This window comes from Streptomyces sp. R35, assembly GCF_041053035.1.
Lineage (GTDB): Bacteria > Actinomycetota > Actinomycetes > Streptomycetales > Streptomycetaceae > Streptomyces > Streptomyces lutosisoli.
In genome coordinates this window covers 4,536,930-4,560,672 of the sequence record NZ_CP163440.1, presented here as the reverse complement: position 1 = coordinate 4,560,672, position 23,743 = coordinate 4,536,930, and the positions used below count along the sequence as shown (strand labels likewise).

General features: G+C 69.8%; 23 protein-coding genes. 16 read left to right on the top strand and 7 right to left on the bottom strand.

The window, feature by feature from the left end; genetic code table 11:
- The first annotated feature begins 25 nt into the window (after positions 1 to 25).
- The 3 genes from AB5J50_RS20800 to AB5J50_RS20790 are packed head-to-tail and all read left to right on the top strand — an operon-like array spanning position 26 to position 3,554.
- Entirely contained in the window at positions 26 to 1,018 is a 993-nt protein-coding gene (locus AB5J50_RS20800; RefSeq protein WP_369259945.1) for a hypothetical protein, read from the top strand.
- A gap of 20 nt (positions 1,019 to 1,038) precedes the next feature.
- Positions 1,039 to 2,145, top strand: coding sequence for a hypothetical protein (locus tag AB5J50_RS20795; protein ID WP_369265456.1), 1,107 nt, complete (start codon positions 1,039 to 1,041; stop codon positions 2,143 to 2,145).
- 38 nt (positions 2,146 to 2,183) lie between these two features.
- A complete protein-coding gene (locus tag AB5J50_RS20790) occupies positions 2,184 to 3,554 on the top strand; it encodes a hypothetical protein (RefSeq protein WP_369259944.1) in 1,371 nt (456 codons plus the stop codon).
- A gap of 272 nt (positions 3,555 to 3,826) precedes the next feature.
- On the opposite strand, the gene AB5J50_RS20785 is transcribed toward AB5J50_RS20790, so the two are convergent.
- The gene (locus AB5J50_RS20785) at positions 3,827 to 5,323 is read right to left on the bottom strand and encodes an oligopeptide:H+ symporter (protein ID WP_369259943.1); all 1,497 of its coding nucleotides are present in this window, start codon (positions 5,321 to 5,323) and stop codon (positions 3,827 to 3,829) included.
- Between the two features lie 493 nt (positions 5,324 to 5,816).
- Between AB5J50_RS20785 and AB5J50_RS20780 the strand changes: the two genes are divergently transcribed.
- Both AB5J50_RS20780 and AB5J50_RS20775 read left to right on the top strand, forming a co-directional pair.
- On the top strand, positions 5,817 to 6,494 hold the full coding sequence (locus AB5J50_RS20780) for a response regulator transcription factor (protein ID WP_018566970.1): 678 nt from the start codon (positions 5,817 to 5,819) through the stop codon (positions 6,492 to 6,494).
- A gap of 297 nt (positions 6,495 to 6,791) precedes the next feature.
- The gene (locus AB5J50_RS20775; protein WP_369259942.1) at positions 6,792 to 8,069 is read left to right on the top strand and encodes an ATP-binding protein; all 1,278 of its coding nucleotides are present in this window, start codon (positions 6,792 to 6,794) and stop codon (positions 8,067 to 8,069) included.
- 757 nt (positions 8,070 to 8,826) lie between these two features.
- On the opposite strand, the gene AB5J50_RS20770 is transcribed toward AB5J50_RS20775, so the two are convergent.
- Positions 8,827 to 9,363: a GtrA family protein gene (locus AB5J50_RS20770; RefSeq protein ID WP_327429232.1), complete on the bottom strand. Its 537-nt coding sequence runs from the start codon at positions 9,361 to 9,363 to the stop codon at positions 8,827 to 8,829.
- A gap of 218 nt (positions 9,364 to 9,581) precedes the next feature.
- Here AB5J50_RS20770 and AB5J50_RS20765 point away from each other — a divergent pair, with 218 nt between their 5' ends.
- The 4 genes from AB5J50_RS20765 (at position 9,582) to AB5J50_RS20750 (ending at position 13,780) form a co-directional block, all read left to right on the top strand.
- Complete coding sequence (locus AB5J50_RS20765) at positions 9,582 to 10,748, top strand: 5-(carboxyamino)imidazole ribonucleotide synthase (protein WP_369259941.1); 1,167 nt, start codon at positions 9,582 to 9,584, stop codon at positions 10,746 to 10,748.
- Positions 10,745 to 11,269: a 5-(carboxyamino)imidazole ribonucleotide mutase gene (gene purE, locus AB5J50_RS20760; protein WP_369259940.1), complete on the top strand. Its 525-nt coding sequence runs from the start codon at positions 10,745 to 10,747 to the stop codon at positions 11,267 to 11,269. The genes AB5J50_RS20765 and purE overlap by 4 nt, the downstream gene beginning before the upstream one ends.
- Before the next feature lie 5 nt (positions 11,270 to 11,274).
- Entirely contained in the window at positions 11,275 to 12,453 is a 1,179-nt protein-coding gene (locus tag AB5J50_RS20755) for a dipeptidase (RefSeq protein ID WP_327429230.1), read from the top strand.
- Positions 12,454 to 12,610: 157 nt separating this feature from the next.
- Positions 12,611 to 13,780 carry a dipeptidase gene (locus AB5J50_RS20750; protein ID WP_369259939.1) on the top strand — a complete coding sequence of 390 codons (1,170 nt, stop codon included), beginning with the start codon at positions 12,611 to 12,613 and terminating at the stop codon, positions 13,778 to 13,780.
- A gap of 119 nt (positions 13,781 to 13,899) precedes the next feature.
- Here AB5J50_RS20750 and AB5J50_RS20745 read toward each other — a convergent pair whose 3' ends face one another.
- Positions 13,900 to 14,259 (bottom strand): VOC family protein, encoded by a 360-nt coding sequence (locus AB5J50_RS20745; RefSeq protein WP_327429228.1) that lies wholly within the window; start codon positions 14,257 to 14,259, stop codon positions 13,900 to 13,902.
- Positions 14,260 to 14,349: 90 nt separating this feature from the next.
- On the opposite strand from AB5J50_RS20745, the gene AB5J50_RS20740 reads away from it, so the two are divergent.
- Entirely contained in the window at positions 14,350 to 14,850 is a 501-nt protein-coding gene (locus AB5J50_RS20740) for a CGNR zinc finger domain-containing protein (protein WP_369259938.1), read from the top strand.
- A 118-nt stretch (positions 14,851 to 14,968) separates the two neighbouring features.
- On the opposite strand, the gene AB5J50_RS20735 is transcribed toward AB5J50_RS20740, so the two are convergent.
- Positions 14,969 to 16,312: a UDP-glucose/GDP-mannose dehydrogenase family protein gene (locus AB5J50_RS20735; protein WP_369259937.1), complete on the bottom strand. Its 1,344-nt coding sequence runs from the start codon at positions 16,310 to 16,312 to the stop codon at positions 14,969 to 14,971.
- Positions 16,313 to 16,556: 244 nt separating this feature from the next.
- On the opposite strand from AB5J50_RS20735, the gene AB5J50_RS20730 reads away from it, so the two are divergent.
- Positions 16,557 to 17,714, top strand: a complete 1,158-nt coding sequence (locus AB5J50_RS20730; RefSeq protein WP_369259936.1) for an acyl-CoA dehydrogenase — start codon at positions 16,557 to 16,559, stop codon at positions 17,712 to 17,714.
- A 199-nt stretch (positions 17,715 to 17,913) separates the two neighbouring features.
- Here AB5J50_RS20730 and AB5J50_RS20725 read toward each other — a convergent pair whose 3' ends face one another.
- Positions 17,914 to 18,594 (bottom strand): tyrosine-type recombinase/integrase, encoded by a 681-nt coding sequence (locus tag AB5J50_RS20725; RefSeq protein WP_369259935.1) that lies wholly within the window; start codon positions 18,592 to 18,594, stop codon positions 17,914 to 17,916.
- A 39-nt stretch (positions 18,595 to 18,633) separates the two neighbouring features.
- Between AB5J50_RS20725 and AB5J50_RS20720 the strand changes: the two genes are divergently transcribed.
- Positions 18,634 to 19,095 carry a hypothetical protein gene (locus tag AB5J50_RS20720; protein ID WP_369259934.1) on the top strand — a complete coding sequence of 154 codons (462 nt, stop codon included), beginning with the start codon at positions 18,634 to 18,636 and terminating at the stop codon, positions 19,093 to 19,095.
- A gap of 309 nt (positions 19,096 to 19,404) precedes the next feature.
- On the top strand, positions 19,405 to 19,563 hold the full coding sequence (locus tag AB5J50_RS20715; RefSeq protein ID WP_369259933.1) for a hypothetical protein: 159 nt from the start codon (positions 19,405 to 19,407) through the stop codon (positions 19,561 to 19,563).
- A 75-nt stretch (positions 19,564 to 19,638) separates the two neighbouring features.
- Here AB5J50_RS20715 and AB5J50_RS20710 read toward each other — a convergent pair whose 3' ends face one another.
- Entirely contained in the window at positions 19,639 to 20,280 is a 642-nt protein-coding gene (locus AB5J50_RS20710; RefSeq protein ID WP_369259932.1) for an HAD family hydrolase, read from the bottom strand.
- Between the two features lie 281 nt (positions 20,281 to 20,561).
- Here AB5J50_RS20710 and AB5J50_RS20705 point away from each other — a divergent pair, with 281 nt between their 5' ends.
- From AB5J50_RS20705 to AB5J50_RS20695, 3 genes are all read left to right on the top strand, one after another.
- Positions 20,562 to 20,924 (top strand): four-helix bundle copper-binding protein, encoded by a 363-nt coding sequence (locus AB5J50_RS20705; RefSeq protein WP_369259931.1) that lies wholly within the window; start codon positions 20,562 to 20,564, stop codon positions 20,922 to 20,924.
- Between the two features lie 69 nt (positions 20,925 to 20,993).
- Positions 20,994 to 21,512, top strand: a complete 519-nt coding sequence (locus AB5J50_RS20700; RefSeq protein ID WP_369259930.1) for a CbrC family protein — start codon at positions 20,994 to 20,996, stop codon at positions 21,510 to 21,512.
- On the top strand, positions 21,509 to 22,321 hold the full coding sequence (locus AB5J50_RS20695) for a class I SAM-dependent methyltransferase (RefSeq protein WP_369259929.1): 813 nt from the start codon (positions 21,509 to 21,511) through the stop codon (positions 22,319 to 22,321). Before AB5J50_RS20700 ends, AB5J50_RS20695 begins: the two co-directional genes overlap by 4 nt.
- 24 nt (positions 22,322 to 22,345) lie before the next feature.
- On the opposite strand, the gene AB5J50_RS20690 is transcribed toward AB5J50_RS20695, so the two are convergent.
- On the bottom strand, positions 22,346 to 23,659 hold the full coding sequence (locus AB5J50_RS20690; protein WP_369259928.1) for an LCP family protein: 1,314 nt from the start codon (positions 23,657 to 23,659) through the stop codon (positions 22,346 to 22,348).
- Positions 23,660 to 23,743 lie beyond the last annotated feature (84 nt).

Here is a 23,743-nt window from a genome sequence, read left to right as displayed (position 1 = left end):
GGGTACGACGATCAGGAGCCGTTCGATGCCGTACGCACTCTCCGCTGCCCGCGTGCTGGGCCTGACCTTGATGTTGTCGATCACGGCACCGGCGACCCTGGCCCTGGCCGACGACGGCTGGTCCGTCGTGCCGTCCACGAGTACACCGGACGCGGCGGCCGGCCGGCCGTACGTCTACGCGGAGGGCGTGCCCGGCACGGTCCTCCAGGACGCGGTGTCGGTGCTCAACCCGGGGGCGCAGCCGCTCACCGTCCGGCTGCGCGGCGCGGACGCCGACAACACCGCGGGCGGCGGCTTCACCGTACGGACGAAGTCGACGGACACGGGCGCGTGGATCGGCTTCGCGCAGGAGACGGACGGGCGGCGCGCGGCGGTGCGTTCGGTGTCCGTACGGGTCCCCGCGCACACCCGCGCCGACGTGCCGTTCACCCTGAGCGTCCCGGCGGGCGCGGCACCCGGCGACCACCCCGGCGCGATCGTCGCGAGCGGCGGCGGACGGTCCGCGGCGGTGCGGGTCCAACTGCGGGTGAACGGACCGACGTTGTCGGCGCTCACCGTCGAGCACGTCACCGTGCGCGGCGGCCGGATCTCGTACGAACTGGTCAACCGCGGCACCACCGTCCTGACCCCGAAACTCGCGGTGCACGCCGACGGTGTCTTCGGGGCGCTCCTCGACCGCGCCCCGCGCACCCTGCCCGTCGAACTCCTGCCGGGCCGCCGCGTCACGCTCAGCGAGCCGTGGCACGACACCCCGGCGCTGGACGCGGTCGACGTACGGCTGACGGTGACGGCGGCGGGCGGCGCGCACGACACGGCGACCGCGTCGGCGCGGTTCGTGCCGTGGGGCGCGTTGGCCGGGCTCGGAGGTGTCCTCGCGGCGGTGGGTGCCTGGTGGGCCGTACGGCGGCACAGGCGTCGTACGGGAGAGGGCGTACGGCGGCACGGGCGTCGTACGGCGGACGGTGGGGCGAGTGAAGAGCCGCGTACGGAAGTCGAGTTGACGGGAGCCGTGTCGTGAACGGTGTCGTGAGCGGTGTCGTGCGCGGCAAACTGAGGATTCCGGCACTCGTGGCGGTGCTCGCGCTCGTCCTGGCCCCCCTGGTGGGGCCGGTGTCCGCCGCGTCCGCCGCCGGGAAGCCGAGCGTGAAACTGTCCAAGTCCCAGGCGGGGACGGGCGGTTCGATCACGGTGACCGGCAGTGGCTGGCGGCCGAAGACGTTGCTGATGATGCTGATCTGCGGGCAGTCCGTGCCGTCCCGGGGAGTGATCGGCGGCACCAACTCCTGTGCCAACTCCGACGGCCGGGCCGTCACCACCGACGCGAAGGGGAACTTCAGCAAGCAGCTGCCGGTCACCGAGCCGCCCAAGCCGTGTCCGTGCGTGGTGCATGTCGCCACGGTCACGGGGGAGAAGGCGGACGCGGACGCCATCTTCATGGTGGCCGGGCACTCGGTCGAGCCGCTGCCGAAGGAGGAGAGCGGCGGCCGGCTCTCCGTGCTGACGGACACGCGCCTCGACGGGTCGAGCGGTCTGCTCACCTGGTTCGGTTCGCCGCCCTCCCGCACACTCGTCTTCACCGTCGGCAACGTCGGCACCGCCCCCGTGAAGAACCCCGTCTTCCAAGTCGGCACCTCCCACGGGGTGTTCGCCCCGCAGTGGGAGGAACAGCAGTGGCGCGGCACCATCGCGCCCGGCCGTAAGGCACAGATCAAACTCCCGGTCGAACTGTCGGCCGGGGCGCACGGCGACTACACGGTCTCGCTGAAGTACGGCGGGAAGGTGCTCGCCGAACAGCCGTGGGGCGTGGGCCGCCCCTGGGGCGTGACCCTCTTCTGGATCCTGCTCTGCGTGGTCGTGCCGGGCGCGGTGTTCCGTATCGGGATGGCCGTGGTGGACCGGGTGCGGCCGCACAGGCCGCACAGGCCGAACGGGCGCGGCGGCCGGCACCGGGGCTTCCGGCTGCCCGAACTCACCGTACGCATACCGAAGCTGAGTCCCTCGCCGGCCTCCCCGCCGGTGTCATCGAAGACCTCCACGACCCCTTCCCTGCCGTGGTTCACACCCGACAGCGATCCGGGGACCGTGGCGAACGGTCAGCTCTCCGCACCGCAAGAGAACAGCCCGACGACGAAGGGAAATACGTGAGCACGCAACGGAGAGTGGTACCGGCAGCCGGACGGAGAATGAGCGCGGCCGGGGTCGCGCTGATGCTCGGCGGCGCGGGCATCCTGCTGGGTGTGACCGCGGCCCCGGCACAGGCCGCCGAGGTGTCGTTCAAGACGGAGTGCATACCGCCCTCGGCCTCCGGCCTGGACCCGGTCGAGGGCACCACCAAGGTGGACATCACCGCACCGGCGACGGCGAAGGTGGGTGACGAGGTCGAGGTCGTGTGGAAGTTCGTTCAGGCGGCGTCCAAGAATCCGGACCTCATCGACCTGCCGAAGGACTCGGTCAAGCCCACGGGAACGCTCAAGGCGTCCGGTGCGCAGACCGAGGACATCGCGATGGAGGGGCCGCAGGAGAACCCGGCGATTCCCAAGGGCGGCGACATGGTGCTGTCCGACATGAAGGGCAAGATCAAGCTGACGACGGCGGGCGATGTCACGCTGACCCCGGACGCGTACACCATCACCGCCTACTCGACGGACACCAAGTGCACACCCCAGGAGACGGTGCCGGCCGCCGCCACCATCAAGGTGACGGACGACGGGGGCGGTTCGGGCGATACGACGACCTCGGGCGGCTCGACCTCCGGCGGGACGACCACCTCCGGGGGTACGACGACGGGCGGTGACACCAGCGGTACGACTTCGGGTGGAACCACGACCGGCGGCACGACCGACGGTGGCACGACGACCGACGGTGGCACGACGTCCAGTGGTTCGACCTCCGGTGGCGATGACGGTCAGACCGACTTCGAAGGCAAGACGGTGACCACGTCCTTCGCCTGCACCTCGCCCGGACCCTCCAAGATCGACTCTTCGGCGACGATCAACGCCAAGAAGAACGGCGGGAGTTACGACCTCACGGTGAAGACCGCCGAGGGCGTGATGGACAGCCCCGCACCGCTGCCCGCAGGCGCGCTGAAGCCCTCCATGGTGATCACGGTCGGCGGCGACGACAGCGGCTCGGTCACGGTCGAGGGCCCTGCCAACAAGGACGCCCTCAACACGGGCGACCCGGTCTCGCTCAGCGATATGACGGGCACGTACAAGCCCGGAGCGGACGGCAAGGCCACGCTCAGCCCGGGCGATCTGACGATCGTCGTGACGCTGAGTGCCGGGGCCGACCCGATCACGATTCCCTGCAAGGCGACAAAGACCGGTGTCTCACTGGAACTCGACGTCCAGAAGCAGGCGGGCGGCGTCTCCGGCGCGACGACGTCGGGCTCGTCCTCGTCCTCTACCTCGTCCTCTTCCTCCTCCGGCGGAGGCCTGGCCGAGACCGGCGCGAACGATCACGGCGGGCTTCGGGCCCTCGGCTTTGTGGCCGGCACGGCGATTTTGCTCGGTGGAGCGGTCTTCACGTTCATGCCGAGGCGGCGCCTGCGCTGAGCTCGGGAGCTTCTTCGCCCCCGCCGCCCCTACCCGTCCCATCCCCAGGGGCTCTGCCCCTTCGACCCCGTTCGGTTGTGGGTCGGGTGCGGGTGGGTAGGGGGCTGGTCCAACAGATTGCGCAGTTCCCCGCGCCCCTTTTAGGGGCGCGGGGAACTGCGCAATCTGTTGGGGGTCTGGGGGCGGAGCCCCCAGGAACGGGATGGGACGCCGGAGGGCCCCGCACCACTCGGTGCGGGGCCCTCCGGCAGGGGAAGCGTTACGCGCGTGCGTCAGTGCACGTCGCCCATGAGCTCCTTGACCTTCTTGCGGTACATCCACACCGCGACACCGGCGAGCACGGCGAGCGTGGCCTCCAGGGCGACGATGCCCGTCTTGTTGAGGTCGACCTCGGCGATGGAGAGGAGACCGGTCGTGGCGTCACCGGCGGTGACGGCCAGGAACCAGACACCCATCATCTGGGAGGCGTACTTCGCGGGAGCCATCTTCGTGGTGACCGACAGACCCACCGGGGAAACGGTCAGCTCACCGACGGTCTGCACGAAGTAGATCGCGACCAGCCACATCGCGGCGGCCTTGTGGCCGTCCTGGGCGATCGCCAGCGGGGCCAGGAAGAGGAAGAACGACGCGCCGATCAGGATCAGACCCGACGCGAACTTCGTGGCCGTGCTCGGCTCCTTGCCGCGCTTGTTCAGCGCCAGCCACGCCCAGGCGAAGACCGGGGCGAGCGCCATGATCATGACCGGGTTGACGGACTGGTACCAGGAGACCGGGAACTCCCAGCCGAAGATGGTGTTCTCGGCGGAGGAGTCGGCGAAGATCGACAGGGTCGAACCACCCTGGTCGTAGATCATCCAGAAGACGGCCGCGGCGACGAAGAACCAGATGTACGCGGACATCTTCTTCTGGTCGATGCGGTTCAGGTCCTTGTCCCGCTTGATACGGGCGATGACCATGATCGGGATGATCAGACCGGCGATCGTGATCGGGACCAGCAGCCAGTTCAGCGTGTAGTGGCCCGAGAAACCGACGATGCAGTAGAAGACGACGGCGACGGCGGCCCACATCGCGGACTTGCGCAGCGTCGCGGCCTTCTCCTCGGCGGACAGCGGCGTGGGGATGTCGCTGGAACGCGCGCTGAGGTGACGGCTGCCGAGCAGGTACTGGGCGAGGCCGAGGGCCATGCCGAGCGCGGCGAGCGCGAAGCCCAGGTGCCAGTTCACGTTCTCACCGACGGTGCCGATGATCAGCGGAGCGGCGAAGGCACCGAGGTTGATGCCGATGTAGAAGAGGGTGAAGCCACCGTCACGGCGCGGGTCGTCCGGGCCGTCGTAGAGGTGGCCGACCATCGTGGAGATGTTGGCCTTCAGCAGACCGGAACCGATCGCGACGAGCCCGAGGCCCGCGTAGAAGGTGCCGGCGGAGGGCAGGGCCAGGGTGAGGTGGCCCAGCATGATGATGATGCCCGCGACGGCGACCGTCTTGCGGGGGCCGAGGACACGGTCGGCGAACCAGCCGCCCGGCAGGGCGAGCAGGTACACCAGCGACAGATACACCGAGTAGATCGCGGTCGCGGAGGCCGCGCTCATGTGCAGGCCGCCCGGTGCCACCAGGTACAGCGGGAGCAGTGCCTTCATGCCGTAGTAGGAGAAACGCTCCCACATCTCGGTCATGAAGAGGGTGGCCAGTCCGCGGGGGTGGCCGAAGAAGGTCCTCTCGGAACCGGGGGTGCCCGGAGTCACCGAGTCCTTCGTCAGGCTGGACGCCATGGTTGTTCCTTGCTGGTCGGGACGCGCTGCTTGAGCGTCGCGCGCCCGGTGGGGGGCGGCCGGCACCGGCGGGATTCGATCGTCCGCCCCCAACGCCCACGGGGGAGTCCGCTCCGGATTACGAAACGGTGGACGACGACCACCGGGATCCACGCCCGTCACGCATCGATGCGCTCGGGCCCGGCCACAGGTCATTCCTTTCAAGGCTGGCGAACACCAGCCCGCACACAAAAGAGACCTTTAGCGTCAATAGCTCGCCAAAGGTCCCGGTGTGGTGCTACAGGCGTCTGGTCACCATACGACATGCCAATGCGGCATATGGAAGGACTTGAGAGATGGATCACAGGCGATCATGGAACCAAGATCGCGCATTCGAAGGCGCTTGCCAGGATCGCATCCCACAGCCGCAGGTAAGAATCACACGGGTGGCGGGTGTGAATCACGGAGGCCGATCACCCCACAGCCGTCGTCCGAGGCGGACTACCATCACCCCATGACCCGTGTACTGCTCGCCGAGGACGACGCGTCCATCTCGGAGCCGCTGGCCCGCGCACTGCGCCGGGAAGGTTACGAGGTCGAGGTGCGCGAGGACGGCCCCACCGCGCTCGACGCAGGAATGCAGGGCGGCGTCGACCTGGTCGTCCTGGACCTGGGCCTGCCCGGAATGGACGGCCTTGAAGTGGCCCGCCGGCTGCGCGCCGAGGGACACACCGTCCCGATCCTCATCCTGACCGCGCGCGCCGACGAGGTGGACACCGTCGTCGGCCTCGACGCGGGCGCCGACGACTACGTCACCAAGCCGTTCCGGCTCGCCGAACTCCTCGCCCGCGTAAGGGCGCTGCTGCGGCGCGGTGCCGCCGAGCCCCAGCAGCCGCCCGCCACGCACGGCGTCCGGATCGACGTCGAGTCGCACCGCGCCTGGATGGGCGACGAGGAACTCCAGCTCACGGCCAAGGAGTTCGACCTGCTGAGGGTCCTCGTCCGCGACGCCGGACGCGTCGTGACCCGTGACCAACTCATGCGCGAGGTCTGGGACACCACCTGGTGGTCCTCCACCAAGACCCTCGACATGCACATCTCCTGGCTCCGCAAGAAGCTCGGCGACGACGCGGCGAACCCTCGGTACATCGCGACGGTACGGGGCGTCGGGTTCCGCTTCGAGAAGAGCTGATCCGCTCCGCTGGGTTGGGGCGGGTAGGGGTTGTTTGTTTGGCTGCGGGTGGGTGGGGGCTGGGCGCGCAGTTCCCACCGCCCCTAAAAGAACCCCGGGCGAAGCCCTGCCTTTAGGGGTGCGGGGAACTGCGCGCCCAGCCCCACCGCCCCGCAGCCGACGAACCACCCGGGGTTCTGGGGCGGAGCCCCGGAAGGATGGGACGGGTAGGAGCGCCGGGGGCGAAAACTCCCACTCCAGCCCAGCGCAGCGGCAAGGCACACTGGAGCACGAACAGCCACCTGCCCGGAGGGCCCCGTGCGTCGCCGTCTCATCCAGTCCACACTCGCCGTGGTCCTCGTCGTGATCGCCGTCTTCGGCGTATCCCTCGTCATCGTCGAGACCCGCACGATCAGCAACAGCGCCCAGGAACGCGTGGACTCCGAGGCACTCCGCCTCGCCAGCATCGTGGACAGCCGCATCCTCGGCGACGAGAACATCACCGCGGAGACCTTCAAGAACCAGGTCACGGACCAGCGCTACGCCGTGATCAGGATCCCCGGCCGCCCGCCCATCGAGGTCGGCACCGAGCCCACCGGCGACGTGATCCACTACACCGCCGATGGCGAGGAGGGCGAGACGGTCACCATCCAGGAGCCACGCTCGTCGGTGACGAGGGAAGTCGGCCGTACGCTCCTGATCATCGGCGCGGTCGCCCTGCTCGCGATCGTCGCCGCCGTGCTCCTGGCCGTCCGCCAGGCCAACCGCCTCGCCTCCCCGCTCACCGACCTCGCCGAGACCGCGGAACGGCTGGGCTCCGGCGACCCCCGCCCGCGCCACAAGCGGTACGGCGTCCCCGAGCTGGACCGTGTCGCCGACGTCCTGGACAGCAGCGCGGAGCGGATCGCACGGATGCTGACCGCCGAGCGCCGCCTCGCCGCCGACGCCTCCCACCAGCTCCGTACGCCTCTCACGGCGCTCTCCATGCGCCTGGAGGAGATCACCCTCACCGACGACCCCGACACGGTGAAGGAGGAGGCGACCATCGCGCTGACGCAGGTGGAACGCCTCACGGACGTGGTGGAACGACTCCTCACCAACGCCCGCGACCCGCGCACCGGCTCGGCCGTCTCCTTCGACCTCGACGAAGTCATCAAGCAGCAGCTGGAGGAGTGGCGCCCGGCCTACCGCAGCGAGGGCCGCGCCATCGTCAGCTCGGGCAAACGGCACCTCCGGGCGGTGGGCACCCCCGGCGCGGTCGCCCAGGTCCTGGCGGCGCTGATCGAGAACTCGCTCATGCACGGCGGCGGCACCGTCGCCCTGCGCACCCGCGTCACCGGCAACCAGGCGGTCGTCGAGGTCACGGACGAGGGCCCCGGCGTCCCCACCGACCTGGGCGCCCGCATCTTCGAGCGCACGATCAGCGGCCGCAACTCCACGGGCATCGGCCTCGCCGTAGCCCGCGACCTGGCGGAGGCCGACGGCGGCCGCCTGGAGATGCTCCAGGCCCAGCCTCCGGTCTTCGGCCTGTTCCTGTCCCGCACACCGATGAAGAGACCACCGATGACGGAAGAGGACGAGCGAACGGTCCGGTAGAGCGGAGACCGACGGGGCCTGACACGGGTCTCGGCTCCAGCCCGGGCCTCGGTTCGAGCTCCGGTCTCGGCTCCAGCCCGGTCTCAGCTTCAGCTCGGGTGTTGGCCCCGGCTCGGGTCTCGGTTCGAGCTCCGGTCTCGGCTCCAGCCCGGTCTCAGCTTCAGCTCGGGTGTTGGCCCCGGCTCGGGTCTCGGCTCCAGCCTGGGTCTCGGCTCCAGCCCGGGCCTTGGGTTCAGCTTGGGATTCGGCTCCAGCCTGGGTCTCGGCTTCAGCCTGGGCCTTGGGTTCAGCTTGGGACTCGGCTCTAGCTCGGGTCTCGGCTTCAGCCTGGGCCTTGGGTTCAGCTTGGGATTCGGCTCTAGCTCGGGTCTCGGCTTCAGCCTGGACCTTGGGTTCAGCCTGGTTCTCGGCTCCAGCTCGGGATTCAGCTTCAGCCCGAGTCTCAGCTCCAGCCCAGGTCTCAGCTCCAGCTCGGGCCTCGGCTCCAGTTAGGGCCTCGGCCCCACTCGGGATCCAGCTCCGGCCCGGATCTCAGCTCCAGCTCCGGTCTCAGCCCCGCCCGGGATACAGCCCTGCCCCGCGATTCAGCCCCAGCCCTGGACCAAGCCCCAGCCCTGGACTCAACCCCAGCCCCAATCCCCAGCCCCACGCCCCACCCGCACGGGTGGGTGGGTGGGAAACCCCCGCCGCGGAGCGGCGAAGAGGTGGCGCGGAGCGGCGGGAGGCGTCGGTCGCGGAGCGGGCGAATCGCTGAGGTTCAGTTCACCCTGGCCCGCGGCCGCGACTCCGCCCCCGCGTCAAGGAACGATTCCGCACTCGCCACGGCCTCCCGCGCCGGCAGCGCCTGGAACACCCACGTGCGGTACGACCAGAACCGGAAGAGCGTCGCGATCCCGATGCCGAGGAACTTGAACACGTTGCTCTGCAGCGAGCTGTCCCACCCGAACCCGTACGTCGCCGCGTACAGCACCCCGTTCTCGATGACGAGCCCGATCGCGCTGAACAGCAGGAAGAGCGTCAGCTCCTTGGTGCGCCCACCCTTGTCACGGTCCCGGTAGGTGAAGTAGCGGAACCCGATGTAGTTGAAGACGATCGCGACGACCGTGGCGATGACACTGGCCCGCACGACCTGCAACCCGGTGACGTTGCGTACGAGGTTGAACACGAGCAGGTTGACGAGCAGCCCCGCCCCACCGACCGCCCCGAACTTGGCGGCCTCCCGAATGAGCAGGTCGAACCGGCGGCGAACCGCGCTGCGAGGCCTCGCATGAGCCCCCGATGAAGCACTGCCCATGGTGTCGCCAGCCCCCGTCGGTCGGATTTGTCGGTCGTTCACGTCACGTACGTCAACGCAGCAATGCTAACCAGCGGCCCTCCCCGATGCCTGTGCACGTGCTCACAGGTAAGAAAAAACGCGGTCACCGGCAAAGAAAAGCTGCCGTCACCGGCAGGGAAAGACCGGCTTACGGGCACGGAAATCGGCCACCGTGGCGCGGCCGATACTCTTGGAGCGTGACGTTCCCGGTAGTCGGCATGGTCGGCGGGGGGCAGCTCGCTCGTATGACACACGAGGCGGGCATCCCGCTCGGCATCAAGTTCAAGCTCCTCAGTGACACCCCTCAGGATTCCGCGGCGCAGGTCGTCAGCGATGTCGTCATCGGCGACTATCGCGACCTCGACACGCTGCGTGACTTCGCGAGGGGCTGCGATGTGATCACCTTCGATCACGAACACGTACCCACCGAGCACCTGCGTGCCCTGGAGGCGGACGGCATCCCCGTGCGCCCAGGGCCCGACGCACTTGTGCACGCCCAGGACAAGGGCGTGATGCGGGCGAAGCTCGACGAGATCGGCGTGCCGTGCCCGAGGCACCGCATCGTGAGCGACGCCGGTGACGTCGCGGCGTTCGCGGCGGAGGGCCTCGCGGAAGGCGAGGAGGGCGACGGTTTCCCCGTCATCCTCAAGACCGTCCGCGGCGGCTACGACGGCAAGGGCGTGTGGTTCATCCGCTCCGCCGACGACGCGGCCCTGGCCGAACCCTTCCGCGCGGGCGTCCCCGTCCTCGCCGAGGAGAAGGTCGACTTCGTACGGGAACTCGCGGCGAACGTCGTCCGCTCCCCGCACGGCCAGGCGGTCGCGTACCCCGTCGTCGAGTCCCGGCAGGTCGACGGTGTCTGCGACACGGTGATCGCCCCGGCCCCCGGCATAGCGGACGGGCTGGCGCTGCAGGCCGGGGAACTCGCCCTGCGTATCGCGAAGGAACTCGGAGTCGTCGGCCACCTGGCCGTGGAGCTCTTCGAAACCCGCGACGGCCGCATCCTCGTCAACGAACTGGCCATGCGCCCGCACAACTCGGGCCACTGGACCCAGGACGGCGCGATCACCTCCCAGTTCGCCAACCACGTCCGCGCGGTCCTCGACCTCCCCCTGGGCGACCCGCGCCCGCGCGCCAAGTGGACGGTCATGGCGAACGTCCTCGGCGGCGACTACCCGGACATGTACTCCGCGTACCTGCACTGCATGGCCCGCGACCCCCAGCTGAAGATCCACATGTACGGCAAGGACGTGAAGCACGGCCGTAAGGTCGGCCACGTCAACACCTACGGCGACGACTTGGACGACGTCCTTGAGCGTGCCCACCACGCAGCCGGCTACCTGAGAGGCACGATCACCGAATGAGCCCCGTTGTAGGCATCGTCATGGGGTCGGACTCCGACTGGCCCGTCATGGAAGCGGCCGCCCAGGCCCTCGACGAGTTCGAGATCGAGTACGAGGTCGACGTCGTCTCCGCGCACCGCATGCCGCACGAGATGATCGCGTACGGCGAGCAGGCCGCCGAGCGCGGGCTCAAGGCGATCATCGCGGGCGCGGGCGGCGCCGCCCACCTGCCCGGCATGCTCGCGTCCGTGACCCCGCTGCCCGTCATCGGCGTACCCGTCCCGCTGAAGTACCTCGACGGTATGGACAGCCTCCTGTCGATCGTGCAGATGCCGGCCGGTGTCCCGGTCGCCACCGTCTCGGTCGGCGGTGCGCGCAACGCGGGCCTGCTGGCCGCCCGGATCCTCGCCACGTACGACGAGGAACTCCTCGGCCGGATGCGGGAGTTCCAGCAGGAACTGAACGACCAGGCCACCGAGAAGGGCAAGCGGCTGCGCGCCAAGGTCGAGGGCGCGGCCGGCGGCTTCGGCTTCGGGAAGTGACGCGCATGTCGTCTCTCGACCAGGCCCGTGCGCTCCTCGCCGAGTTCCCCGTCGTCGACGGCCACAACGACCTTCCCTGGGCGCTGCGCCAGCAGGTCCGTTACGACCTCGGCGCCCGCGACATCGCCACCGACCAGAGCGCGCACCTGCACACGGACCTGGCCCGCCTGCGCGCGGGCGGGGTCGGCGCCCAGTACTGGTCGGTGTACGTCCGCTCGGACCTGCCCGGCGCGGTCACCGCGACACTCGAACAGATCGACTGCGTACGGCAGTTGATCGACCGTCACCCGTCGGACCTGCGCGCCGCGCTGACGGCGGCCGACATGGAGGCGGCGCGCGCGGAGGGCCGTATCGCCTCGCTCATGGGCGCGGAGGGCGGCCACTCCATCGACAATTCCCTCGCCACGCTGCGGGGGTTGTACGCCCTGGGTGTCCGCTACATGACCCTCACCCACAACGACAACATCGCGTGGGCGGACTCGGCGACGGACGTTCCCGCCGTGGGCGGCCTGACGGCCTTCGGCCGTGAGGTCGTACGGGAGATGAACCGCGAGGGCATGCTCGTGGACCTCTCGCACGTCGCGGCGACGACCATGCGGGACGCGCTCGACACGACCGGCGCGCCGGTGATCTTCTCCCACTCCTCCGCGCGCGCCGTCTGCGACCACCCGCGCAACATCCCGGACGACGTCCTGGAGCGGCTGCCCGCCAACGGGGGAGTGGCGATGGTCACGTTCGTGCCGAAGTTCGTCCTCCAGGCGGCGGTCGACTGGACGGCCGCGGCCGACGACAACATGCGCGCGAACGGCTTCCATCACCTCGACACCACCCCCGAGGGCATGAAGGTCCACCGCGTCTTCGAGGAGACCCACCCGCGCCCCGTCGCCACGGTCTCGACGGTCGCCGACCACCTCGACCACATGCGCGAGGTCGCCGGCATCGACCACCTCGGCATAGGCGGCGACTACGACGGCACGGCGTTCACCCCGGACGGCCTGGACGACGTCTCCGGCTACCCGAACCTCATCGCCGAGCTGTACGGCCGCGGCTGGTCGAAGGCCGACCTCGCCAAGCTGACCTGGCAGAACGCGGTACGGGTGCTGGGTGCGGCCGAGGACGTGGCCCGCGACCTCCAGGCGCGGCGGGCCCCGTCGAACGCGACGCTGGAGCAGCTGGACGGCTGACACACCCGCTGGTGGGTGGGGCGTACCCGGGGGCGTACCCGTGGGTGCACCCGTGGGACGTACCCCCGAACGCCCCACCCACCAGGAAGCCCCCCGGGCTCCGTGCCACGGTGACGGTACTGCGATCAGATCACCGTCCACCCCACGGAGTCCCGTCATGGCAGACCTGCAGGACGAACTGAAGACCACCGCGGAGGTGGCAGAGCTCGACCAGCCCGCTGCCGTCTGGCCGGAGGCCGAGCAGCTTTCCCCCGGGCTTCCCGAGATTCCCGAGCCCCCGGAGTTCCCTGAGTGCGCCGAGCCCGCGCCCGACGCAGATGCCGACCCGCTGGAGCGGGCCCACGCCTTCCTCGCCGGCCACCCCGTCGCCGACGGCTACAGCGGTCTGCCCTGGGCGCTGCGCCATCTGCCCTGGTTCGACCTGGAGCTGGGCGAGAGCGCTGTGGACACGGACGTCCCCCGGATGAGGGAAGGTCATGTGGGCGCGCTGTTCTGGTCGTTGCACCTGCCCGAGGGCCTCGCCGGGGACCGGGCCGTCGGCGCGACCCTGGAGCAGCTGGACCTGGTGACGACGGTGGTCCAGGCGCACCCCGAGGGGCTGCGCATGACGCACAGTGCCTCGGAGATCACCGACGCCCGGCACTGCGGCCGGGTCGCCGTCATGCTCGGACCCGCCGGAGCGGGCGCGCTCGGCGACTCACTGGGCATCCTGCGCAACCTGCACGCGCTCGGCCTGCGCGTCCTCACCCTGACCGGCGCCTCCTGGGCGAGCGGGACGGGCCTGACCCGGTTCGGTGAGGAGGTACTGCGCGAGATGAACCGCCTCGGCGTGCTCGCCGACCTCTCCGGCACCTCGGAAGCCACCATCAGCCGCGCCTTCGCCGCCTCCAAGGCCCCGGTCCTGTTCACCCGCTCCGCGGCCCGCGCGCTGCGCCCCCACCCGGCCAACCTCCCCGACGACGTCCTCGTCGAACTGGGCGCCGCCAAGGGCCTGTGCCTCGTCCCGCTGACGGCCGAGCAGACGGGCCCGTCCGTACGGGACGTCGCCGACCACCTCGACCACGTCCGCGTCCTCGCCGGGGCGGAGTGCGTCGGCCTCTCGGGGACGTACGACTCCGGAGCCGCCCACCCGCAGGACCTCGCCGACGCGTCCTGCTACCCGAACCTGATCGCCGAGCTCTTCTCCCGCGGCTGGTCCGAGACCGACCTCGCCCTGCTCACCTGGGGCAATGTCCAACGGGTCCTGCGCAGCGCGGACTTCACGGCCCGCGCCGCCCAGCAGCGCCGCGCACCGTCATCGGCGAAGATCGCGGAACTCGACGGCTGACACCCGTCTCTCCGTCTCTCGGGGGTGCTCGATCCGGCCGTCCCTGAGGGGTGTTCGATCCGGCAGAGGCAGAACGGATGCCCCGCCGGATCGGCGTACACCAGGAAGTCCCGACAGGGTCAGCAGGCGCACAGACAGAACGGGTGTCCCGCCGGGTCGGTGTACACACGCCAGGACCGCGACCGGTCCTCGGCGTCCAGCGGCTTCGCGCCGAGCGCCAGCACGCCCTTCTCCGCCGCGTCCAGGTCGTCGACGGTCAGGTCCAGATGGAACTGCTGCGAGTCGTCGGGCGCGGGCCACTTCGGCGGTACGTGTCCGGGCGCGGCCTGGAACGCCAGCGGCTGACCGCCGGGCACGTCGAGGTCGACCCAGTCGCCCTCGCCCTGGACCGTGCCGCCCAGCACCTCGGCGTAGAACCCGGCGAGCGCACCCGGGTCGGGACAGTCCAGGACGACGACACCCAGCTTGGCGAGAGCCATGACTCCTCCTAGGGAAGACGGGTTACCCGTAGAACCCCGTAAGGGGTAACGGTTACTGCATGCTCCCGCACAAGAGGTAACGTCGCAACCATGAATGACCGCGCGCCCGCACCCGGCGGCCTGGCCCTGATCCAGTCCCTGGTGAACACCCTCGACCTCGAATCGGGCGCCGACTCCCTGGACACGGCCGAGGGACTGGCCCGCTTCGGCCTGGCGCCGGGCGAGGCCGAGGCGGCACGCGAGCTGCGCGAGTCGCTGCGCGTGGTCTGCCTGGCGCACGCGGGTCACCCGGCGCACCGGACCGTCGCCCCCCTCGGTGAGCTGCTGGCCCGGGCACCCCTGTACATCACGGTCGACGAACGCGACGGCAGCGCGGGGTTCGCCCCCGCCGGCTCCGCACCCCTCGCCTCCCGCGTCGCGGCGGCCATCGCCGACTCCCTCGTCGACGGCACCTGGCCGCGCCTGAAGGCCTGCGAGGCTCCTGCCTGCCACTGGGCGTACTACGACCGCTCCCCGGCGGGCAGGGGCCGCTGGTGCTCGATGTCGGTGTGCGGCGCGCGCGCGAAGATGCGCCGATACCGCGCCAAGTAGCGTTCGGGCACAGGGAGTCGGGCGGACACCGCTCGACGCACAGCGACGTGGTGCAGAATGCAACAGACGCCGGTCCGGCCGACTGAGCCTCGGCCGGACCGGCGTCGTCCTGAAAGTCCTAGGCGGTCGGCCGCCCCATCGCCCGGTACGTCCACCCGGCCCGGCGCCACACCTCGGGGTCGAGGGCGTTGCGCCCGTCGAGCACCACCCGGGCCGTGACCGCCTCGCCGAGCACCGCCGGGTCCAGCTCACGGAACTCGCGCCACTCCGTCAGATGCAGTACGACGTCGGCGCCGCGCACGGCCTCGACGGCGGAGTCGGCGTACCCGAGCGTCGGGAAGAGCCGCTTGGCGTTCGCCATGCCCTTCGGGTCGTAGACGGTGACCTGGCCGCCCTGGAGGTGGATCTGCCCGGCGACGTTCAGCGCGGGCGAGTCCCGGACGTCGTCCGAGTCGGGCTTGAAGGTCGCACCGAGTACGGCGACCCGCTTGCCGAGGAAGGACCCGCCCCCCAGCGCCTCCCGGGCCATCTCCACCATCTGCCCGCGGCGCCGCATGTTGATGGAGTCGATCTCGCGCAGGAAGGTCAGCGCCTGGTCGGCACCGAGCTCACCGGCACGGGCCATGAAGGCGCGGATGTCCTTGGGCAGACAGCCACCGCCGAAGCCGATCCCCGCCCGCAGGAACTTCTTCCCGATCCGCTCGTCGTGCCCGATGGCCTCGGCCAGCTTGGCGACATCGCCGCCGGCGGCCTCGCAGACCTCGGCCATCGCGTTGATGAAGGAGATCTTGGTGGCGAGGAAGGAGTTCGCGGAGGTCTTCACCAGTTCGGCGGTCGGGAAGTCGGTCACCACGAACGGCGAGCCCTTGGCGACCGGCGTCGTGTACACCTCGCGCAGCAGCTTCTCCGCCCGCTCGCTGCGCACACCCACCACGATCCGGTCGGGGTGCAGCGTGTCGTTCACGGCGAAGCCCTCGCGCAGGAACTCCGGGTTCCAGGCCAGCTCGGCGTCCTCACCGGCGGGCGCGAGTTCGGCGAGCCGCGCGGCCAGCCGCTCCGCGGAGCCGACGGGCACGGTGGACTTGCCGACGACGAGGGCGGGCCCGTGCAGATGCGGTGCGAGCGATTCGAAGGCGGCATCGACGTACGACATGTCGCACGCGTACTCACCGTGCTTCTGCGGTGTGTTCACGCAGACGAAGTGGACGTCGCCGAATTCCCCGACCTCGGCCCAGTCCATGGTGAACCGAAGCCGCCCGGTGGACCCCTCGATCCCGGCGACATGCTTGCGCAGCAGCTCTTCGAGCCCGGGCTCGTACATCGGTACTTCGCCCCGCCGCAGTATGTCGATCTTCTCTTCGACGACATCCAGCCCGAGGACCTCGAAACCGAGCTCGGCCATGGCGGCGGCGTGCGTGGCGCCGAGGTAGCCGGTGCCGATCACGGTGATCTTGAGGGCCATGGATGCTCCTGGGGTTTACGGCCGTGGGTGCGCTGCCCGAGCATAGTCGGGGCGTGTCACGCGCATGGCCGGGGTGTCACGCGCTGGTCGGGGCGTGTCGTGCGTGCCCTCACCGGGCAGATCTCCCTTTGTTTTCCCCCTGTCGCCAAGCTCACGTATCACTCCCGTGGGCGGGCCCCTAAAATTTGGGTTACTTAACGGTAGTTAGCGTCACCATCACAGCATCCTTGGAGCGTGAGAGACCTTGGCCGGATCGGCTGATTTCGACCTGTACCGCCCGTCCGAGGAGCACGACATGCTCCGGGACGCGATCCGCTCACTGGCCGAGGCGAAAATCGCGCCGTACGCCGCAGCGGTGGACGAGGAAGCCCGTTTCCCCCAGGAGGCCCTGGACGCGCTGGTCACCTCGGACCTGCACGCGGTGCACGTACCCGAGGAGTACGGCGGCGCGGGCGCCGACGCGCTGGCCACGGTCATCGTGATCGAAGAGGTGGCACGGGTCTGCGCGTCCTCCTCCCTGATCCCGGCGGTGAACAAGCTGGGCTCGCTCCCGGTCATCCTGTCCGGCTCCGAGGCCCTGAAGAAGAAGTACATGACCCCGCTCGCCAAGGGCGACGGCATGTTCTCGTACTGCCTCTCCGAGCCGGACGCCGGTTCGGACGCGGCGGGCATGAAGACCAAGGCGGTCCGCGACGGCGACTTCTACGTCCTGAACGGCGTGAAGCGCTGGATCACGAACGCCGGCGTCTCCGAGTACTACACGGTGATGGCGGTCACGGACCCCACCAAGCGCTCCAAGGGCATCTCGGCCTTCGTGGTCGAGAAGTCGGACGAGGGTGTCTCCTTCGGCGCCCCGGAGAAGAAGCTCGGCATCAAGGGCAGCCCGACGCGCGAGGTCTACCTCGACAACGTCCGCATCCCGGCCGACCGCATGATCGGCGACGAGGGCACCGGCTTCGCCACCGCCATGAAGACCCTGGACCACACCCGCATCACGATCGCGGCCCAGGCCCTCGGCATCGCCCAGGGCGCCCTCGACTACGCCAAGGGCTACGTCCAGGAGCGCAAGCAGTTCGGCAAGCCGATCGCCGACTTCCAGGGCATCCAGTTCATGCTCGCCGACATGGCCATGAAGATCGAGGCCGCCCGCCAGCTGACGTACGCGGCTGCCGCCAAGTCGCAGCGCGGCGACGCGGACCTCACCTTCCAGGGCGCGGCGGCCAAGTGCTTCGCCTCGGACGTCGCCATGGAGGTCACGACGGACGCGGTCCAGCTGCTGGGCGGCTACGGCTACACCCGTGACTACCCGGTGGAGCGCATGATGCGCGACGCCAAGATCACGCAGATTTATGAGGGCACGAATCAGGTTCAGCGCATCGTCATGGCGAGGAACCTTCCGTAGCAGGGTTTTTGCAGGTCAGAGGCAGTTTGGTGGCTCAGTGAGGGAGCTCTCGACTTCCTGTCCGTTGCGGCCCGATCAAGGGCGTTCATGGGCGTCATCCTGGGGGAATCCTGGGGGATTTGGGCCCCGAGAACGGCCGCTGACCAGCACAAACAACACAGCCCCCGGCATCGCGCCGGGGGCTGTTGTCGTACGTGGATCAGGCGACGTCTGACGCCTCCTTCTCCGTGGGGTCGTCGGCGCCGGGTGTCGGCATGGTCGCGATGGCTGCCCGGCCGCGCTGCTCGGCTCCCTCGAAGATGTAGTGGTAGTGCTCCCTGAGCACGTCCGTGCTGCTGTGGCCCATCCAGTCGGCCACGTCGTTCTCAGGGACTCCGGCGTACAGCAGACGTGATCCGTAGTAGTGCCGGAGTGAGTGAGGTTTGCAGTAGGGCACCCCGCCATTCTTCAGCGCCACCATCCAAATCTTTGGGTAGAAGTACGACGCGTAGAGGTAGTTGGTGCGCGTGACGTTGGGGAACAGAAGCCGTTCCGGCCCCCATACAGCGTGGTTCCTGATGTGCCGCCGCTGGATCGCACTGTTCTTGCCGGATTCGGTCTCGCCGTCTTCGGTGATCTGGAAGTCCACGCGAAGCGTCTCGGTCTTGAAGTCGATCTGATCCCGGGCGACGGCCATGGCCTCACCGAGCCTCAGCCCGCACCCCGCCATGAGCCACATCATCGCTCGGTACCGGGGCGGGCAGCCATCCAGCATCGCCAGGACCTCGCGGGTCGTCAGGCGGGTTGCCTTGCTCTTGTGTTCGCGGATCTCCTTAGCGCGGCTCCCCGCGTGCCGGATCTTCTTGCAGACGAGAGCGGCTTTGAGATCGAGCAGCAGCAAGGGGGGTGGACAGTGCGAATGTGGTGGCCAACTGGGCCCGTGAGCGGCGGCCCCCAGCGCATCACCATCGAGCCGACTGCTGATGCGCCTCCTCGTGACGTTGCACGGGGCATCTCAACGACTGTGCTGCGGAGGCTCGACCTCGCCGCAGCGCTCAAGCTGGCCAAGATGGCGCCGGAGGCGCAAAGCGTCTTGGATGACACGGCCAAGAAGCTCACAGAGTCAGGCGAGGCGGCTGGGCTACTGCTGGCCAATGAGGGGGTCTCGGACCGCTACCTGGCATTGCTCGCGGTCACGTACAAGAACATGGCGGACAAGGGGGCGGTGGCTCCTGTGCAGCGGCTGGCGGCGCTGATTGAGCGTCGGCCCGAGACTGTGAAGGACCATCTGAAGAAGGCGAGACGTGACGGCTGCCTCAGTGCGGTTGCCGGAAAGGCCGGGGGAGAGCTGACCGAGAAGGCGATGAGCATTCTGGCGGCCGTGTCAGGCGACGAGGCGTAGTCGCGACGGTTCCGCACCCTGCACCCCATTTGAAATGGCCCCCGAGGCTCCTCGGGGGCTCTTCTGTTTTCTGGAGGAGTGATTGACCAAGCTGATGACCGTCGATGACGTGGCCAACTACCTGAACCCTCAGATGCCGACCGGCCGACTTGGAGAAGTGGCTGGACAACCAGAACTGAAGAGTTTCCAAAACGATGACTTCTCGCCCTTCGTGCAGGCGCACAGCTCGATGGAGATGCCCTGCTTGCGCCCCGCCGCTGCCGCCCCCACGGCCCGGACCCGAGGGGCCTCCTGGAACCGGAAGCCAACGTGGCGGAGGCAACCGAGGTCTTCCTCTCAGGAGGCCCGGACCACGATGCCCTCACGGACCTGCTCCACTACCTGGCGGAACTCTCCGCGTCGGACGACGAACCGGCAGCCCGCGCAGAGCAGTGCCGCCGGCTCATCGCGGAGCGCACCGCACAGTGACGTGTCGGCCGGGCCACGCGGAGACATGGGCCGCGGCGACCGGCTGGGATCCCGCGCACCGCATCTGACGCACGGTCACCGGCCGGCCAGCGCGCGCCGCAGGTCCTCCGGTTCGCGGTAGTGGACCGCTCGCATGCCGAGCGCGGCCGCCGCCTCCACGTTCTCGATGGTGTCGTCCACGAAGAGGCACCGCTCGGCGGGGACCCCCGCCCGTTCGACGGCGATCTCGAAGATGCGCCGGTCGGGCTTGGCGATCCCGACGCGCGCGCTGCTGACGACGTCGTCGGCGAGGTCCGTCAGCCCCAGCACCTCCAGGTCCTCCTCCAGCTGGACGGTGGCGTTGGAGACGAGGACCAGGCGGAGCCCCTGGGCGCGGGTCCCGCGCAGCAGGGCCACGACCGTCCCGTCGGCCCGGAAGGGGGAGCGGGCGAGCGCCGTGCCGAGTTCCCGGGCGGTCACCTGGGACACGAGCCCGGTCAGGCCGCACGCGACCGACTCCGCCCACTCGTCCGGCGTGATCCGGCCGACCAGCAGCGGCAGTACCGTCTCCGGCGCGAACGCCACCTTCATGACGGTGCCCGCGGCCAGTCCGGCGGCCTGTTCCAGCGCGGACACGGGGGCCGGGTCGTAGATCCGGATCACGTTGTCGACGTCGCAGAGCACCGCGTCGAAAGGCGGTCTGCCGGACGGCGGAGCCGGGGGCGGGGAGATCGTCATGGGGAACACCCTGACATCCGCCCCCGGCGGGCCACCGGCCAGGGCGCAGTTGCCCGCCCCGCCCCTGACCCCGACTCGACCCCGACGCGCCGGCCCGTACGTACCAATCGGCGTATTGGCACCCCACCCTCCAGGGAGATTATGGAAGCTTTTGTCCCTTCGGTGGTGAGGCATTCGTAGCGGATTGTTCGCGTCTGCCCGATGGCGCGGGACGGTCGGCAGGCGTACGACGGAAGGGCACCCCGGGCCCGACCCGGGCCCAACCACCACGAGGAGGAGCCATGCAGCAGCACGGAACCATGACCGCCATGACCAAGGAGATGCAGGACTGCGTCGAGGCGTGCATGTCCTGCCACACCGTGTGCGAGGAGACCATGAGCTCGTGCATGCAGATGGGCGGACAGGCCCAGATGCAGATCATGCGCGCACTCATGGACTGCTCCGAGATGACCCGCATGTGCGCCGACATGATGATGCGCAGGTCGCCCATGTCGGCCGAGATGTGCGTCATGTGCGCCAAGGCGTGCGACATGTGCGCCGAGGCGTGCATGTCCATGCCGGACGATCCCCAGATGATGCGCTGCGCCGAGTCCTGTCGCCGCTGCGCGGAGATGTGCCGCACGATGGCGGGCGCACGGATGTGACACCCGCCTGACCGGCCTCAAGGACACCCTCCCGGGTGTCCTTGATCCGTTGTAGGGCAGGGTGGAGCCGTGACCGACCCCGCCGCCCCGCCGCCCCTGCCCTGCTTCCCGTACCACCCCGACCCGTTGGCCACGGGCTCGCTGGTGCCGTCGCGGGCGCGCTGCGCGTGCTGTGGGCAGCGACGCGGTTACGTGTACGCGGGCCCGGTGTACGCCGTCGCCGACCTCAGCCATGCGCTGTGCCCGTGGTGCCTCGCGGACGGCAGCGCCGCCGCGCGCTACGAGGCGCAGTTCACCGAGGTGGACGGCCGCGTGCCGGCGGATGTCGTGCGCACCGTCGAGCAGCGCACCCCGGGCTTCGGTGGCTGGCAGCAGGAGCGGTGGCTGACTCACTGCGAGGACGCGGCCGAGTTCCTCGGCCGTGCCGGGATCCGCGAACTGACGCCGCACCCGGACGCGCTGGAGGCCCTGGCCGCGGACTTCGGTGAGGAGTTCCTGTCCGTTCTGGACGCCGACGGCCAGCCCACGGCTTACCTCTTCCGCTGCCGTCACTGTGCACGGCACCTGGCCTACGCGGACTTCACATGAGGAGCCCGGCGGAGGCCTTCGACGCCATTGAGCGGACCATGTGGGACGGGCGGGCACAGGCCTACGCGGCAAGCTTCGCGCGGCTGTGTGCGTACCCGGTGGGGGCGCTGCTCGACGCGGCGGAGGTGACGGCGGGGACGTACGTCCTCGATGCCGGCACCGGGACGGGGACGGCGGCCATGGCGGCGCGGCGGCGCGGGGCGCGCGTCCGTGCTGTGGACGCCGATGCGGGGATGGTGGCGGCCGCGCGCGCCGGCGGTGTCGATGCCGGCGTCGCCGCCCTGCCGGAACTTCCCTTCGCCGACGGCGAGTTCGATGCCGTCGTCGCCAACTTCGTCCTCAACCATGTCGGCCGCCCGCGCGCCGCGCTCGCCGAACTGCGCCGCGTACTGCGCCCCGGCGGCCGCCTTGTGCTGACTCTGTGGAGCGCCCGGCGCGGCGCCGGGCAGGACCTGCTCGTGCGGGCCTGCGAGGCGGGTGGGGCCGTACCGCCGGCCGGTCTGCCCCGGCGCGACCCGGCCGAGGACTTCGCCCGGACGCCGGAAGGGCTCGCGGAGCTGCTGGAGGAAGCCGCGTTCACCGCGGTGGAATCCACCGAACTGGAGTGGGACCACCGCGCCACCGTCGAGGAGTGGTGGGGCGGCGCCGTGGCCGGCGTCGCCACCATCGGCCTCGTCGTCACCTCGCAGGAACCGGAGACGGTCGTACGGATCAGGCAGGAGTACGAGCGGTTGAGCGGCGAGTTCGCGGACGGGGGAGGGCGGCTGGCCCTCCCCCATGTCGCGCTGCTCGCCCACGCGCGGGCGTAGGCCGCCCAGGCGGCGGTGACGGCGTCAGTTGCCGCTGACCGTCACCTTCTCGTCGTTCTGCAACTCGTTCACCAGCGTCTTCACCTTGGCCTTGTCCCAGACGAGGTTGCCGCCCGTGGAGCCGGAGACGGGCATGTTCATGGACTTGCCGTCGCCGCCGGTCACGCCCTTCATCGCCCAGAACATGTCGGCCAGGTCCCACAGGCTCATGTCCTTGTCGACGGTGAGACTGTCGAGGCCCGCACCCATCGTCGGGTACAGCTTGAAGGGGTTCAGGACCGTGCCCGGCGTCGCGACCTGGTGCGCCAGGGCCGCCAGGAACTTCTGCTGGTTCTTCGTGCGCTGGAGGTCCGACGCCGCGAAGGCGTGCCGCGTGCGGACGAAGGCGAGGGCCTGCTCGCCGTTGAGGGTCTGCTTGCCCTTCTTGAAGTCCGCGCCCGAGTACTTGTCCTTGAAGCCCTGGTCGAGGTTCATCTCCACACCGCCGACCGCGTCGACGATGTTCGCGAAGCCGGCGAAGCCGATCTCCACGTAGTGGTCGATGTGCAGACCGGTGTTGGCCTCGATGGTGCGGACCAGCAGCGTCGGCCCGTCCTCCGCGTACGCCGCGTTCAGCTTCACCTGACGGCCCGTGCCCTGGAAGGTCTTGCCGGACGTGGATCCCTTGTACGTGGGAATCGTCACGTTCGAGTCGCGGGGCAGCGAGATCAGCGTCGAGCCGTTGTCGCCGGTGTGCAGGATCATCATCGAGTCCGTGCGCTTGCCTTCGGCGGACCCGGTGTGCAGCTTCTTCTTCTCCTCGGCGGACATGCCGGCGCGGCTGTCGGAACCGACGATCAGGTAGTTCGTGCCCTCGCCCGCGTCGGGCCGGTCGATGACCGTCGAGAGATCCACGTCACGGTGGAGCTTGGAGTCCGCCCAGAAGTACGTGCTCACGGACACCACGACCAGCAGCGTGACCAGCGTGATCGCGGTCCACTTGATCCGGCGCCGCCAGTTCGGCGCGGGGCGCGGGCCGCGCGAGCCGCCACCGCCGGGGCCCTGCGGACCGCCGGGCCCGTTCGGGGACCCGTACACCTGGCCCGTGTTGTAGCCGGAGTCGTACGGGTCGTCGTACCCCTGCCCGTCGTCGTACGTCGGCTGCTGGGGCACCCCGCCGTACGACGGCGGCGGCGCGGCCGGGCTGCCCGGAGCGGGCGCCGCCGGACCACGCCGGACCTGCCGCATGACGCGCGCGCCCTCAGGCTGTGCGCCTGCGCTGCCGCGTCCGTAGCGGTTGCCGCTGTTGCCGCCGTTGCTGCGGTTGTCTCCGGACCACCCGTCGGGCCAATCGTTCATGCCGACCAGTGTGCAGGGCACCACTGTGGGCCTTACAAGAGAGTGGGGAGATCTGGGTCACGCCTGTTGCAGAGCTGATGCAAA